The sequence below is a fragment of the Diplocloster modestus genome (genome assembly GCF_019042245.1).
Lineage (GTDB): Bacteria > Bacillota > Clostridia > Lachnospirales > Lachnospiraceae > Diplocloster > Diplocloster modestus.
Window position 1 is genome coordinate 163,519 of sequence record NZ_JAHQCX010000010.1, and the last position, 15,912, is coordinate 179,430.

The window sequence follows — 15,912 nt, forward strand, 5'->3', positions numbered from 1 at the left end:
TGTCATTCCTCCTCCGTATCCACTGCAAGCCGCATTACATTTTCCGCCGATATCATGTCTTTCTCAAGTTCCCCTTTTTTATGTCCGTTGTGCATGACAATGATCCGGTCCGACATCCCAATGATTTCGTTCATCTCCGATGAGATCATCAGGATCGCCTTCCCCTGTTCGGCCAGCCTGTTGATGAGCTGGTAGATCTCGAATTTTGCCCCCACGTCAATCCCTCTGGTCGGTTCGTCCAGGATCAGAATATCCACATCGGAAAACAGCCATTTGGCGATCACGACCTTCTGCTGATTCCCTCCGGAGAGAAACATGGTCTTCTGGTTCATCCCGGGAGTCTTGATATTCAGTTCCTCTATGTATTCCCGGGCCGCTGCCTCTTCTTTTCCGGCATTCAGCCAGATTCCTTTCCGGGCGACCTTTGGCAGGTTGGTGATCACGATATTCTGTTTCACAGAAAAATCCAGGGCCAAGCCCGTTTCCTTGCGCTCTTCCGTCACCATCCCGATCGAGTTGTGCTTTGCCTGTCTGGTATTGGAAACTCTGACTTTTTTACCGAAGATCCGGAGCTCCCCGGCTTCCATCTTCTCCGCGCCGATGATGGTCTCACACAGCTCGGTACGCCCAGCTCCCACCAGGCCCGCGAGCCCCAGGACCTCCCCTCTTCGCAGTTCCAGATCCACATGGTAAATTTTATTTTTCCTGCATATATCCGTCGCTGAAAATATAACCTCCCCAGGCTTCGATGTCCTGTGCGGGAATTCCATGGTCACGCTGCGTCCTACCATCTGTTCGATCATGATATCTTCCGTGTAATCTTTCACCCGGCGGGTATCGATGGTCCTGCCGTCCCGAATCACGGTCGCCTCATCACAGATATTAAAGATTTCATCCAGTTTATGGGATATATAGATGATCGTGATGCCCTGTTTCCGAAGCTGATGGATAATGGTAAATAATTTCTCCACCTCATTTTCAGACAGGGATGAAGTCGGCTCATCCATCACGATTATTTTCGCATTTCCTGAGACCGCTCTGGCAATCTCGATCATCTGTTTCTCGGCTACCGTAAGCTCCAGGACCCGGCGTTTCGGATCCAGGGTAAAATTAATCTTTTCCAGTGCCTCTTTTACATTCCGGGTCATGGTATGCCAGTCGATCATGTTCAGCTTATTCTTCAGAAGCGCTCCCAGATAGAAGTTCTCCACCACGGACAGTGTGGGGACCAGATTGATTTCCTGAAATACAAAACTGATTCCCAGGCTTTTGGCTGTATTGATATTGCCGATCTTTACCTCCTGTCCTTCTAACCGAATGCTCCCTGAATCCGCCTGATATACACCATTTAGGACTTTCATGAGCGTTGATTTCCCCGCGCCGTTTTCACCGATAATCGCATGGACCTCTCCTTTTTTCACTTTCAGAGTCACGTTGTCCAACGCCTTGACGCCCGGGAAATTCTTTACTATATCTATCATTTCCAGTGCATAGCTCTCCATAGTTACCTCCAGTGCTGCATTTACTGCGGCTTTCGCTTAGGTAGGGTTTCCCCCTTTTCCGTATATCAGGGCAGGGTGCCGGCCGATGGGGCCGGCACCGCTACCTGCCTGTCAACTACACCTTATTACCAGCCGTTGAATTCATTCACATTGTCCGGTGTAATCAGCCGGCAGTCGATCTTAGTCCATTCTGGGACCTCCTCGCCCATAATCACCTTATGCATCACTTCGATACCCGTTCTTCCCTCCACGGAAGGATCCTGAGAGCTGGCTCCCAGCAGTACACCCGATTGGATCTGATCCAGCACGAACTGCAGCTGCCCGTTGCAGACACATTTAATCTTGTCGCTTAAGCCGGCATCGGAAAGAGCCGCCGCGATCCCCTGGTACATACCGTCGTCCTCGCTGTATACCAGATCGATTTCCTCTCCAAAAGTGGTGATATAGTCTTCCATAATTTTCATTGCCTTGGCTGTATCCCACTCTGCGGACTGCTTCGCAAGAACCTTTATCTTGTCATTTTGAGCAATTTTGTCTTCAAATCCTTTCAGGTATCCGATTTGGGCCTCTGTGCCCATTACACCCTCGACGACCACCACGTTGCCTCCGTCTTTCAGATAATCCAATGCCAGGTCACCGCTGATCCCTCCGGCCATCTCATAATCCAGGCCCACATAGGCGGGAACCTTATCCTGGACCGAGGCGTCTACCTTCGAATTCAGAACTACATAGGGTACGCCGCACTCTGCCAGATAATTAACTACCGGAATGGTCGAAGCTGCATCAGCAGGCCAGTAGATAATGCCATCCACGCCCTGGGTTACCGCGTTTTTAATCTGATCCAGCTGTTTCTGGGAATCCCCCTCCCCGTCTACCATTTGGAGGTTGATGTTATTTTCTTTTGCATACTCCTCCATAGCCGTATTCATGGGAGCAGCGTAAGGCACCGTCATAAAAGCGGTTGCGAAAAAGATATTCAGCTGTTCTGTATCTTTTTGTGTATCCTGTGCTTGAGCGCTTCCTTCGTCAGTCTTCTGGGCATCCGTCCCACCGCCTGTCTGTCCGGTCTCTCCTCCTCCGGAACATCCTGTCATACACAGGGATACCGCCAACACCAAACTCAACACCAAACCTAACAACTTTTTCATACTTATTCCTTCCTTTCTACTCTTAAAATTTACCATCGCTCTCTCTGCCTAAATGTAACTTATTTCCGCAAACGTTGTCTGACAACGTTTGCAATTTGGGCAAATAATAAATATTCAGATCAGACACTGAAACCCGTTACCGGATAATATGCCATGTCTTTTCGCCTGTCCAGCCGCCCGTAAACAGCCACCACCGGAACATTGCTGTTTAAGATTACCGCGAATTGCCCTTTCGGAATCAAATACTGCTCCTCACCAATGGGATAATCCATCCGGAAACAATGTACCCTTCTGGCCTTCACCTTGATTTTGATCCCTTCTTTCGGATCCTGATCCTCAAATAAAAGATCCAAGGTTATCTCGGCATCCTTCTCTGTGTTATTTACAATCATCAGAGCCTCATGCCCCAAGGGCTCCACTTCTCCCTGGGGCGGGAGATCCCCGTCTGCAAATACCCAGGTTTTCTTTCCCAATTCCATTTCTTTTCCTCCTTTTGGCTATTTTAATAATTACAAATCTAATAATCTGAACTTTATCTGTTTCTTCTGTCCTCACTCACCTCTTTTCCAATCGTTATAAATAAAGTCCAGCTGATAACGTTTGCAATAAAGACGAAAAAAATATAGTTTAAAACTTTGCCATTTAAATTACATCCCATACACTCTGCCCTATTTCTAAATAGGGTTCCACCAAAAACCTCTCATTTTCCCTCTCACAGGTTTGACCCGATTCCATATGTGCCAGCCGTTCCAGCAAAAGTTCCCCGGTTCTTGTGCCGATCATGGCTTCTGGCTGCCTTATGCTTGTGATACTGGGATGAACCAGACCCGCTTTGTCGTGCACATCAAAACCGACCACAGACAGATCTTCCGGAATCCTCAACCCATACTGCCTGATAGCTTTAATCGCGCCGAACGTCATCATTTCCGACATAATATATACACTGGTAAAGGATGTCTGGTAGCGGTTGTCCAAAAGCTCCCGCATACAAAGATACCCTTCGTTTTCTTTATAATTCCCATAGCGGATCAGATTATCATCCACTGTGATCCCATGACTTATCAGAGCCCGCTTATATCCTGCAACCCGTTCATAACCTGTCGTCTCTTGAATGGACCCCACGATGGCCGCTATTCTGTGATGGCCGTGGCGAACCAGATACTCCACCGCGACCTCACTGGCCTTGGCGTTGTCAATGGTAACCGATTCAATTGGCACCTTGAGTTTTGGGATATTATCGATGAATACTACCGGAATTTTGCTGTTCAAATATTGCAGCACTTTCCGGCCATTTAGATCCACGGTTGCCAGAACAAGGGCATCGATCCGTTTCTGGTAGAGCAATTCCAGATACTTTTGCTCATTCTTCCTGCTTTCATTCGTATCCGCCACAATAATCGAATACCCATGCGGGGACACCACCTGATCAATTCCCTTGATGATGGTCCCGAAAAGTGTCTCACAGATATCAGGCACTACCACACCGATCGTTCTGGTCGACTGCTTCTTAAGGGACCGCGCCACCTCATTCGGCACATAGTTATATTCCTCCAGTGCTTTCAATACCCTCTCCCTCGTCTCTTCCTTCACGTATTCCTTATTATTCACCGCTCTGGAAACCGTGGAAACGGATACATTTAACTTCTGAGCAATTTCCTTTAATGTACTTGTTCTTGTCATATGTTTCCCTTTATGAATCTCTTCTATGAAATTTCTGCAATCGTTTGCAATTATCCTATCACCCTCTCATAAATTTGTCAATAACCATACTATTATTTTGGCCTTTTCCACAAATTTTGCACAAAAATTCTGTACATATTTCTTATTAATAAAATTGTTTTACTTGTGAAGCCTTCAATAAAATGGGGGGATTGGTATATCTACAGGATGCATCTGACGCTCTGTCCGATCTCCAAGTCCGGATCCAGCAAAACTTTGTTATCCTCTTCCAATTGGCACATATCCTTCCGCTCTTTCTTAAGCCTTGCCAGCAGAAGTTCTCCCACCTTTGTTCCGATCAACACCTCCGGCTCACGGACTGTCGTAATACTTGGATAGACCAGCCCCGCTTTGTCATGGACATCGAATCCGACAATGGAAATATCATCAGGGATGCGAAGCCCATATTGTCGGATCGCTTTCATCGCACCGAAAGTCATCATTTCCGATGTCACATAGACCGCTGAAAACGCAGACTGGCCCCGGTTATTGAGAAATTCCTGCATACACCGGAACCCGTCGTCCTCTTTGTACATCCCGTAACGGATCAACTGCTCATCCACCTCAATCCCATGTTTTCTTAATGTGTCCCGGTATCCGCTGATCCGCTCATACCCTGTCGTCTCATCGACAGATCCGCCAATCACTGCAATCTTCTGATGTCCATTCCCGATCAGGTATTCTACCGCCATTTGACTGGCTTTGGCATTATCTATAGTCACAGATTCCACCGGTATGTCAAGGGCCGGTATATTATCGATAAAGATAACCGGAATTCCACTTTTTATATACTCATAAGCTTTCGTTCCTTTCAGATCAACTGTCGCAAGCACAAGAGCATCCACCCTCTTCTGGTATAGCAGATTCAGATACTTTTCCTCATTTTTCTTATTTTCATTGGTATCGGATACGATAATCGAATATCCCTGCGGAGATACCACCTGATCGATTCCCTTGATAATCATACCAAACAATGTCTCGCAGATATCCGGGACCACGATTCCGATGGTTTTTGTCGATTTCATTTTCAGAGACCGCGCGACCTCGTTCGGCACATAGTTATATTCTTCCAACGCCCTGAGTACACGTTCCCTTGTCTCCTCTTTGACATATTCTTTTTGATTCACAGCTCTGGAAACCGTGGAAACGGACACATTCAGTTTTTCTGCTATTTCTTTTAATGTACTAGATTTCATCTGGCTAACCCCCTTGCTATATACTTTAATATAATTCACGGGAAATTTCCATAATTATCCATCTATAATTATCCATCATAAGGTTTTTGCATTATTACGATTGTCTGTGAAATGAAAAAGGGTTCATAGGAGCACTTCCTATGAATGAAAAAAAGCGCTGCTTATTCGCAACGCTCAACTAATCATGCGGGAAAAGGGACTTGAACCCTCACGTACATTCGTACACATGAACCTGAATCATGCCCGTCTGCCAATTCCGGCATTCCCGCAACTCACGAATCATATTCTATCGTGAATTTCTCCAAATGTCAATGCCGGATTTTATTTTTTTGTTTTTTTCAGATTTCTATATTTTATTATTCATTAATGAAAATGTATCATGTTCCAAAATGTGATCTGTGAAAAGGAATCCCGGCACCGCCAGGAAGGTGATGGCAGAACGTATGGAATTTACCCTTTCAAAACACCTCAGTCGCTCTGCCAAATACACAAACCTGATAAAAAGGCTTGCAAATTCATAGGATTCCTGTAAAATAGAAATGAATTTAACACATAATCATAGAAAGAAAAAGTATTTCAGAAAGAAAAAATGAGGTTTTCAAATGATCAGTACAAGTAATGTGACGCTTCGGATCGGCAAAAAAGCCTTATTCGAAGATGTCAACATCAAATTCACGGAGGGTAACTGTTATGGTTTGATCGGCGCCAACGGAGCCGGTAAGTCTACCTTCCTCAAAATTCTGTCCGGCCAGCTGGAGCCGACCAAAGGTGATGTCATCATCACTCCCGGGGAACGTCTTTCCTTTTTACAGCAGGATCATTTCAAATACGATGAATACTCGGTATTGGATACCGTCATCATGGGAAATGCCCGTCTGTATGAGATTATGAAAGAAAAGGACGCCATCTACGCCAAAGAAGATTTTACAGAAGAAGACGGCCTGAAAGCCAGCGAGCTGGAAGGTGAGTTTGCCACCATGAACGGCTGGGAAGCCGAGTCCGACGCCGCCACCTTGTTAAATGGCCTGGGTATCGAGACGGATCTGCATTACGCCATTATGAAAGATTTAAACGGAAGCCAGAAGGTCAAGGTCCTGTTAGCCCAGGCACTGTTCGGCAATCCCGACATTCTGCTGCTGGATGAGCCTACCAACCATCTGGATCTGGATGCGATCTCCTGGCTGGAGGAATTCCTGATTAATTTCGAGAATACCGTCATCGTTGTTTCCCATGACCGTTATTTCCTGAATAAGGTCTGTACGCACATCGCGGATATCGATTACGCCAAGATCCAGCTCTATGCCGGCAACTATGACTTCTGGTATGAATCCAGCCAATTGCTGATCCGTCAGATGAAGGAAGCGAACCGGAAGAAGGAAGAAAAGATTAAGGAGCTTCAGGAATTCATCTCCCGTTTCTCTGCCAATGCTTCCAAATCCAAGCAGGCCACTTCCAGAAAGCGCGCGCTGGAAAAAATACAGCTGGATGACATCAAACCTTCCAGCCGGAAATATCCCTATATCGATTTCCGCCCGAACCGTGATATCGGCAATGAAGTGCTGACAGTGGAGAATCTAAGTAAGACCATTGACGGCGTTAAGGTGCTGGATAATCTCTCCTTCATCGTGGGCCATGAGGATAAAATCGCATTTGTGGGCGGTGATGAGCTGGCGAAAACTACCCTGTTCAAGATTCTGGCCGGAGAGATGGAACCCGACGAGGGTACCTACAAATGGGGTGTAACCACCTCCCAGGCCTATTTTCCCAAGGACAGTACCAAAGAATTTGACTGTGAGGACATCATTGTGGACTGGCTGACCCAGTACAGCGAGATCAAAGACGCCACTTATGTCCGCGGTTTCCTGGGCCGGATGCTCTTTGCCGGCGAGGATGGTGTCAAAAAAGTGAAGGTGCTCTCCGGAGGGGAGAAGGTCCGCTGTCTGCTCTCGAAGATGATGATCTCCGGCTCCAACGTTCTGATCCTGGATGAGCCTACCAATCATCTGGATATGGAATCCATAACCGCGCTGAACAACGGGCTGATCAAATTCCCGGGGGTCGTGCTGTTCGCCTCCCATGACCATCAGTTCGTGCAGACAACAGCTAACCGGATTATGGAGATCGTGAACGGCCATCTGATCGACAAGATCACGACCTATGATGAATACCTGGAAAGTGATGAAATGGCCCGGAAACGGACGGTCTATACAATGGAAGACCAGCCCGAGGATAACTAATCCAAAAATAAAGCAAAAGACACAGTATACATTCTTTACCGCTGGTATATGGTAAATTTCTGTATACTGTGCCTTTTTTTATTCCTGCCGTTTTACTGTCATACAGGAAGCAATTCACTCCTGATCTGGTTATTCCGCATTCGATGACACTACTCCATCCTCACGGATCGATACCCCAAATGAAATTCTCTGCAGCTCTTCAAACAACCGCTTTGGCTCTTCGATCAGAAAGGTCTGATTATTCTTCATCGTCAAAGGGACCAGCTTTAATCCCACGGCACCATCCGCGCGGATGGTAATCTCCGCCATCACCGTTTCCCCCGCCCACTGGCCAAAGAGAAAATTACCCAGACTGTACAGAATCGGCTTTCCTTTATAAAATTCAATTCCCTGGAGGACATGGGGATGGCTTCCCACCACCAGATCCGCCCCTGCGTCTATGTATTTTTGCGCCATCTGTCTTTGATACTCTTCCGGGGTATCTGCGTACTCCACTCCCCAGTGGACATATGCCACCACATAATCACAGGTTTCCTTCGCCTGTGCTATCTGTTCCAGCATCTGCGCCGGATCATAGGTCGCGAACAGACCCGGACGGTCTTTTCCCGCGTACCAGCCGGTCACAGGAATCACGCGGCTCGCGCCTAAGAAACCGATCTTCCTGCCGCCTTTCTCGATACTGATCATCCGGGCGGCCCGTTCCAGATTCTCCCCGGCGCCCACATAAGGCAGACCTGCTTCTTCCAGGGTACTTAACGTGTCCAGAAGTGCATCCGAGCCAAAATCCAGGGTATGATTATTCGCTAAGGTAACGATATCCACCCCCATGTCTTTTAATATCTGCACATATCTGGGATCTGCCCGGAAGGTGTACTGTTTATCCTCCATAGCCGTGCCTCTGGTGCTGAATGGAAACTCCTGATTAATCATCAGGATATCTGCTGCCAGCAGCTTCTCCAGAACCCGGGAGTCATATACCGAAGCGATTCCGCCTTTGTCATATACGGCGTTCAGACCATCGCTTAACAGCACGTCTCCGCCAAAGGCCAGCAAAAGCTCTTTCGATTTATTTACGCCGCCCCCCGTATTTTGATCTGTCTGATCCTTCGGATCTGTTATCTGCGCAGGACTAGTGTCCGCATCGGCTGCGTTATCTCTGTCCGACGGCTCTCCATCCGCTGCCTTGTTCTGCTTTGTATTATTCGGATTCTTATCCGTCTGTTCCGTATTGTTCCGATCATCCTGCATTCCAACCGAAAAATCCGGCTGTCCGGCATCTGCTTTCAGGACAATCACAACAGCCAGTATCAGGCATAACCCAATCAATATATTACCAGTGCTTTTCACGATCTTCATTATGAATTCCTCTTATTGTCAAAATGAAATAAACAAAATTGTCAAAAATTAAATAAACAAAAAAACCTGTAAATCCATAACAGATCTACAGGCTACTCAGTGCGGGAAAAGGGACTTGAACCCTCACGTACATTCGTACACATGAACCTGAATCATGCCCGTCTGCCAATTCCGGCATTCCCGCAACTCACGAAACATATTTTATCGTTTCTAGCGCAAAATGTCAATGGCTTTTTATAAATTTATCCAAAATATTTCCTAAGTCCGACAAATTCTGCAATTAAATGGAATTTATAACCGATTTATTTTTTGACAAGCTTTCTCAATTTTTATGACAAACTGATCTGACAAACTTTCTCAATTTTCTTCTTGACTAATACAGATCCATTTGTTAAAATATCACTTGTGGCAATCACATAATTGCTTTGTCACAGAACTGCGGGAATGCCGGAATTGGCAGACGGGCCAGACTAAGGATCTGGTGATCGCAAGGTCGTGAGGGTTCAAGTCCCTTTTCCCGCATGAATAGAAAGCCGATTCTGTATAATCGGCTTTTTTCTTTGTGATACTACATATGAAAAATCAATCTTGATCGGTTGAATGTCAGGAATGAAAATAATGAAAAGTACAGATAACAGATTTATTAAACAAGCCGGAATTCTAGCTGTGGCCGGAATCCTCTGCCGGATTATCGGGATCCTTTACCGCAGTCCGCTGACAAATATTATCGGGGATGAGGGAAACGGTTACTACAGCTCCGCTTATAACATCTATACAATCATATTACTGGTTTCTTCTTATAGTATACCTTCTGCGATTTCGAAAATCATATCCCAGCGCCTGGCACTGAAGGAATATCGGAATGCTCACAGGATTTTTCGCTGTTCCATTCTTTATGTAGTGATCGCTGGAATCGTCGGCAGTCTGTTTGCCTTTTTCTGCGCAGATTTTCTGGTTGGAAGCAATGCGGTTCCCGTATTGCGTATTTTTGCGCCTACCATCTTCCTGTCGGGGCTGCTGGGCGTTCTACGGGGATATTTCCAGGCACACGGGTCCATGGTCCAGACTTCCGTGTCCCAGATACTGGAACAGATCCTGAATGCAGTGATCAGTATCCTGGCCGCCTATCTGCTGATTCAAAGCTTTACCGGCGCGGACATGACGCAGAAAGCGATCCGGGGTGCATCTGGAAGCGCGCTGGGTACCGGTGCAGGCGTCTTAACCGCTCTGATATTCGTCTTTGCCGTGTATATGTTCAACCGCCGTACGATCGTCCGCAGAATCGAACGTGATACCAGCCATAAGACTGAATCCTACCGGGAAATCAGCAAAATTATCCTGCTCATGGTTACCCCCGTTATCCTAAGTACTTTTATTTATAATTTCAGTACCTCATTAAATCAAACAGTCTACAGCAAAATCCTGGAACGTACAACAGCCCTGACAGACGCTCAGATCGCGACATCCTATGGTATCTTTTCCGGCAAAGCAATTGTAATCACCAATATTCCGATCGCCATCGCAACCGCTATGTCGTCTGCCATGATACCCTCCATTTCCGGGACCTATGCCCTGGGGGATTCGGAGCAGACTAACGCAAAAATCAGCAACGCGATCCGCATCACCATGCTGATCGCTATTCCCGCTGCCGTGGGGATGACGGTGCTTGCACGTCCGATCGTGCAGCTTTTGTTCCCTCAGAAAGCCTCGTTGGATCTCGCGGCCAGCCTTCTGCGCTGTCTTGGGGTCACCGTAGTACTATATTCTCTGTCTACACTGACCAATGCAGTGCTGCAGGCCGTGGGTAAAGTAAATCTGCCGGTGCGCAATGCCAGTATTTCTCTTGTAATTCAGACCATGGTTCTTATATTGCTGTTGTTTTTCACCGATGCGGGACTGTATGCGCTCGTAGCAGCCACTATCGTCTATTCCCTGTTTATGTGTATATTTAACGGAATCTCGGTACGCAATTTTCTGGATTACCGCCAGGAGATCGGCAATACTTTTTTAAAACCTGTCCTGATTTCCATCGTGATGGGTGGAATTGCCTACGTGGTTTATGCCGGAAGCGCCCGCCTGATACACAGCAACACCATCTGCCTGTTTCTTTCTATCGCTGCGGCTGCCCTCTTCTATTTCCTGATGATTATAAAGCTGCATCTGTTAAATACCGCAGATCTCGGCAGTAACCGCATCTCTTAACTGCATTCCTTCGCTTTTGCAGATGTATTCACCAACTGTCCGGAATCCAAAAGCGTCAAACAATCCTTTCTTTTGTCCTCAGACGATATATAGAATCTTCATCCCCTTCAAATACCGCCCGATCAGGCTGCGCAGGTAATTTTCTCCATCCTCCCGCAGTTCTTTCCGATAACAGTATTTTCCTCTGCCCCGTCCGGTCATCTGTTCTTTTTCATAGAGATTTACCGCATTGGGAAAGGCCTCCGTATTAATCGCGTTCTGCACAAAGCTATAGGTCATAAAAATAATTTCGATCACTGCTTCTTTTTTTACCCGGTCCGTCAATTGCTCCGCCATCTGCCGGATCAGCTGTTCATACAGCTCCTTCCATCCCTCCACCATGATAACCGGGGCAATCAGAATCCCTACCCGGTAACCGGCGTCACACACCGCATTTAACGCACGGATACGGGCATTTAACGGTGAGGTCCCGAATTCCACCGTCCGGATGATTTCCTGTGGATTCAGGCTCATGCGGATAATCACACGGCGCTTATGATCCAGTGCCAGGAGCGGCTCTACCATATCAAACTTTGTGGGAAAGGTCAGAATGCCGCTGGGATTCTTAACAAATTCCCGGATCGTCCACTCTAAATTTCCCGTTATTGTATTTTCCAATATCAGATCGCTGTTGCTGCCGATCTCATAGACCATCTCTTTATCCGCCCGCTGCGCGTGCCGTATCAGCCGCTCTAACATCTGCTCTCTGTTAACAAATAATCTCAGATACGAGCACTTATTATAATTGCAGACCAGATAACAGTACAGGCACATGGCGGTACAACCGGAGGAAGTATAGGGCACCAGATAATCGGAAACCTTGTGATTCTCCACATATCGATGCGTCTTTCTGATTCCAACGATCAGATACTGCTTCATCTTTCCAAAATCTTTATTGGGCCTCTTACGCATTTCTTCGATATTATTGTGGTTGTCAATGGGTATCCACTCCGTATCGGGATATTTCCTGCGCAGTTCCTCTCCCAGCTTATATTCAAGTGCCGCTTTTTCATAATAAATCATCTCCGGGAACAATTGATCGCCTTCTTTCTTCTTTTGCTTAGTATGTGAGGCTGCATCTAATCTCATACCCGGCATTCTGATTCAGTCTGAAACTGAAATAGTACTATGACCTCGGCTTAAAAAAAGAGCGCAAACGGCTGGACCGCTTGCGCTCTCTAATCTAATTTCCTTATAAATCCATAATCAGCTGATCACCAAATATAGACTTCCAATCCTCCGTGAAATCATCCACCGCCTGCTGGATCGACGGCATGCTGAAAGCTCCCTCGATAATATCAATCCCCATAGTGGCTGTCTGGGCGCCTGCCATAAACGCTTCGTTAACCTGTCCCATATTCTTAAAGCTGGCGGCCAGAATCTTAGTGGAATATCCATAGTCCCGGATCATTTTAGCGAAAGAGCCTACCACATCCCTGGCATCGATACCCATATTTTCCATACGGTTATAATAGGGTGCGATATAGTCGGCGCCGGCCTCCATAGCCAGGAAGCCCTGCATCTTTGTATAAATAGCGGTCGCCGTAGTATTTACGCCTCTGCCGTGCAGCGCCCGGATCACCTTCAGACCTTCCAGGGTAACCGGCACCTTGATATAAACCTGATCGTCCACATTTTTCAGGATAGCCTCAGCATCTTTCATCATTCCTTCATAGTCCTGGGCGGTTACCTGGATATGTAAAGTTTTATCCAAACCGATGATAGAGCGTATCTCACGCATATGGGAAAAGAAGTCAATTTTCCCCTCTTTTTTAACAATACTGGGATTAGAGGTAACTCCCGTTATCGGGATAAATTCCCCATATTTTCTGATCGCCCCGATGTTCGCTGTGTCAAATAAGTATTCCATGCTGTTCCATCCTTTCTTTTTTGCATTTCTATTTTAAAATTTATATTACTGCCGTTCGCTATAAACTCTTTATTCCACCGTCAGCACTTGTACACCGGCACCGGACAGGTATTCTCTGACCTCTCCCGGTATACCGGTATCCGTAATGACCACTGAGACCTCCGACGGCTTTAAAAATGATACGGTCCCCGCCCGGGTAAATTTCTCCGCGTCTGCCAGCACTATCGTCCTGTGCGCCGACTCAGCCATCGCGCGTACCGTATCCGCCCGCACCAGATTATCACCGGTGAAACCGTTCGTCTCCGAAAACCCATCGGTTCCCACGAAAATCTTATCGACACAGAACTGCTGTGCGCACATCTTCGTCAGCGGACCGACCATCGCCTGGGCCCTGTGCTGATAATCCCCTCCCAGAAGCGTGACCTTAACTCCTGGCGCGTCTTTTACATAAGAAGCCAGATAGGCCGAATTCGTAATGATCGTAACCCCTCTTTTTTCGTAAGCCAGTAATTCCGCCAGCAGCATACAGGCCGATCCGGATTCGATCATTACAGTCTCCCCGTCCTGTACAAGCTTCGCGGCGCTTAAAGCGATCTTCCGCTTAATCTCATAATGAAAGGCCATCCGATAGTTGATATCGTCCTCATCATTGAGCATCGCATATCCACGCTCCCGTTTCAGTATCCCTTTATCCGAAAGGATATCCAGATCCTTGCGCACGGTAACCTGAGACGTGTGTAAAAGCTCCGCCAGCCTGGAAACTTCAATTTTCTTATGGATGCTGACCAGTTCAATGATTCTGATATGGCGTTCTTCCATTTGGCATTACCCCTTCTTATTTTCTTCTTACATTATATTATTCAATTACATATATGTCAATAATAACTTTCGTACGTAAGTTATTATTTTACATACTTTACATTTGCTCACTTTGTTGATACAATAAATTTATTAAATCGCTACAACTGATTCAGTGATTATAGCGCAGCGATCAAGCTTATTTTATCAAAGATATCAGTTCAAAATCTCATACATCAAGCAAATATATCACTGTAATGACATTAGCGAAAAAAATCACTGAAAGATAAGGAGGATTACTCTTGAAACAATATCTGATCGCCCATGACCTGGGAACATCCGGGAATAAAGCTTCACTGTTCTCCACAGATGGAGCATTGATCCGCAGTTATACCCATCCTTACAATGTCCATTTCTTCCAATCCAACTACGCGGAGCAAAATCCGGAAGATTGGTGGGAGGCCATATGTGTGTCTACCAGGGAGATACTGCGGGATACAGATCCGGGACAGGTTCTGGCTATTTCCTTTTCCGCACAGATGCAATGCTGTCTGATCGTAGATCAAAATGGGGTTCCGTTAAGACCAGCGATCATCTGGGCTGATCAAAGGGCCGGGATGGAGGCGGAACTCTTAAGACAGCAGGTCGGTTCCGACCGGATGTATCAGCTGACCGGCCACCGGGTCAGCGCCTCCTACAGCATAGAAAAACTCATGTGGATAAAAACCCATGAACCGGAACTATATAAAAAGACCTACAAAATGCTCCAGGCTAAGGATTATATCATCTACCGGCTCACCGGCCGATTCGTCACCGATTATTCCGATGCCTCCGGAACTAACGTACTGGATCTAAAGGCTCTGGACTGGTCTGATGAAATACTGAACGCCGCCGGAATCTCCAGAGACAAGCTGCCGGAATTAAAGCAATCCATTGATATCGCCGGTCCGCTTACCCCGGATGCCGCCCGGTCCCTTGATCTGACATCAGATACGCTGGTCGTATGCGGTGGTGGAGACGGGCCCTGTTCCGCATTGGGTGCCGGCTGTATCCAACCGAACCAGATGTTCCTGACCTTCGGCACGTCCGCCTGGATCGGCGGAACCACCCCTGAGATGTTCGTAGACCCGGATCAAACTCTCTTCTGTTTCGCCCACGTTATTCCCGGACAGTACATGCCCTGCGGAACCACCCAGTCGGCCGGAAGTGTCTATTCCTATATCCGCAAGTCCCTGTGCGCCGTTGAAACCCAGGCGGCCGAGGAAGCAGGACAGAATCCTTATGACTATCTGAACGACCTCATCGCCTCCTCCCCGGCAGGTGCAAAAAATCTGCTCTTTCTCCCCTATCTGTTAGGTGAGCGAAGTCCCCGCTGGAATCCCAATACCGCCGGCAGCTACATCGGGATCAAAATGCACCACACAAAAGCGGACTACGTCCGGGCCGCTGTAGAAGGTATCGCCATGAACCTGGAGTTAATTCTGGCTGCCTACCGACGCTCCATGCCGGTAGATCACCTGATCCTCACAGGCGGAGGCGCCAAAGGAGACATCATCGCCCGCATCCTCTCCGACGTGCTGGATGTCTCTCTAACCCGCCCGGACCACGTGGAAGAAGCCACCTCGATCTCAGCCGCTATGATCGCAGGCGTAGGAATCGGCCTCTATCCAGACTTCTCAGAGGTGTCGCGGTTTCTGCACACCAAAGATACCTTCCATCCCATCCCGGAACATGTGGAGGTCTATAACCAGCTGAAACCTCTATTTGATCAGGGGTATTATGCCCTTGAGGGCCTTTTTAGAGGATTGGGGGGGATTTAATGAAAGGGGGGCCGGGAGTGAAGAG

The 15,912-nt window shown here is 47.2% G+C and carries 12 protein-coding genes and 3 tRNA genes; 4 read left to right on the plus strand and 11 right to left on the minus strand.

From position 1 onward, the window contains the following. Positions 1-2: 2 nt before the first annotated feature. The 6 genes from KTH90_RS15240 to KTH90_RS15265 form a co-directional block, all read right to left on the minus strand. Positions 3-1,502 carry a sugar ABC transporter ATP-binding protein gene (locus KTH90_RS15240; RefSeq protein WP_158354088.1) on the minus strand — a complete coding sequence of 500 codons (1,500 nt, stop codon included), beginning with the start codon at positions 1,500-1,502 and terminating at the stop codon, positions 3-5. A gap of 125 nt (positions 1,503-1,627) precedes the next feature. Beyond that, positions 1,628-2,650: a sugar ABC transporter substrate-binding protein gene (locus tag KTH90_RS15245; protein ID WP_238727015.1), complete on the minus strand. Its 1,023-nt coding sequence runs from the start codon at positions 2,648-2,650 to the stop codon at positions 1,628-1,630. 119 nt (positions 2,651-2,769) lie between these two features. Next, the gene (locus KTH90_RS15250; RefSeq protein WP_158354090.1) at positions 2,770-3,129 is read right to left on the minus strand and encodes a sensory rhodopsin transducer; all 360 of its coding nucleotides are present in this window, start codon (positions 3,127-3,129) and stop codon (positions 2,770-2,772) included. A 163-nt stretch (positions 3,130-3,292) separates the two neighbouring features. Then, positions 3,293-4,384 (minus strand): LacI family DNA-binding transcriptional regulator, encoded by a 1,092-nt coding sequence (locus tag KTH90_RS15255; protein ID WP_330656038.1) that lies wholly within the window; start codon positions 4,382-4,384, stop codon positions 3,293-3,295. 146 nt (positions 4,385-4,530) lie between these two features. After that, positions 4,531-5,604 (minus strand): LacI family DNA-binding transcriptional regulator, encoded by a 1,074-nt coding sequence (locus tag KTH90_RS15260; RefSeq protein ID WP_330656036.1) that lies wholly within the window; start codon positions 5,602-5,604, stop codon positions 4,531-4,533. Between the two features lie 146 nt (positions 5,605-5,750). Next, positions 5,751-5,834: transfer RNA gene (locus KTH90_RS15265), tRNA-Leu, on the minus strand. Positions 5,835-6,167: 333 nt separating this feature from the next. Here KTH90_RS15265 and KTH90_RS15270 point away from each other — a divergent pair. Next, the gene (locus KTH90_RS15270) at positions 6,168-7,802 is read left to right on the plus strand and encodes an ABC-F family ATP-binding cassette domain-containing protein (RefSeq protein ID WP_158354093.1); all 1,635 of its coding nucleotides are present in this window, start codon (positions 6,168-6,170) and stop codon (positions 7,800-7,802) included. A 129-nt stretch (positions 7,803-7,931) separates the two neighbouring features. Here the strand turns inward: KTH90_RS15270 and KTH90_RS15275 are convergent, their stop codons facing one another. Continuing rightward, a complete protein-coding gene (locus KTH90_RS15275) occupies positions 7,932-9,158 on the minus strand; it encodes a CapA family protein (protein WP_158354094.1) in 1,227 nt (408 codons plus the stop codon). Between the two features lie 100 nt (positions 9,159-9,258). Continuing rightward, positions 9,259-9,342: transfer RNA gene (locus KTH90_RS15280), tRNA-Leu, on the minus strand. 254 nt (positions 9,343-9,596) lie between these two features. Between KTH90_RS15280 and KTH90_RS15285 the strand changes: the two genes are divergently transcribed. Then, a tRNA-Leu gene (locus tag KTH90_RS15285) sits at positions 9,597-9,680 on the plus strand. A 96-nt stretch (positions 9,681-9,776) separates the two neighbouring features. Continuing rightward, a complete protein-coding gene (locus KTH90_RS15290; RefSeq protein ID WP_158354095.1) occupies positions 9,777-11,360 on the plus strand; it encodes a putative polysaccharide biosynthesis protein in 1,584 nt (527 codons plus the stop codon). A 78-nt stretch (positions 11,361-11,438) separates the two neighbouring features. Here the strand turns inward: KTH90_RS15290 and KTH90_RS15295 are convergent, their stop codons facing one another. The 3 genes from KTH90_RS15295 to KTH90_RS15305 form a co-directional block, all read right to left on the minus strand. After that, entirely contained in the window at positions 11,439-12,422 is a 984-nt protein-coding gene (locus KTH90_RS15295; RefSeq protein ID WP_408626292.1) for an SPL family radical SAM protein, read from the minus strand. A gap of 169 nt (positions 12,423-12,591) precedes the next feature. Then, positions 12,592-13,269, minus strand: coding sequence for a fructose-6-phosphate aldolase (locus KTH90_RS15300; RefSeq protein WP_158354097.1), 678 nt, complete (start codon positions 13,267-13,269; stop codon positions 12,592-12,594). Between the two features lie 69 nt (positions 13,270-13,338). Beyond that, positions 13,339-14,088: a DeoR/GlpR family DNA-binding transcription regulator gene (locus tag KTH90_RS15305; protein WP_158354098.1), complete on the minus strand. Its 750-nt coding sequence runs from the start codon at positions 14,086-14,088 to the stop codon at positions 13,339-13,341. A gap of 281 nt (positions 14,089-14,369) precedes the next feature. Between KTH90_RS15305 and KTH90_RS15310 the strand changes: the two genes are divergently transcribed. After that, positions 14,370-15,887, plus strand: a complete 1,518-nt coding sequence (locus KTH90_RS15310; RefSeq protein ID WP_158354099.1) for a xylulokinase — start codon at positions 14,370-14,372, stop codon at positions 15,885-15,887. Positions 15,888-15,912: the final 25 nt, after the last annotated feature.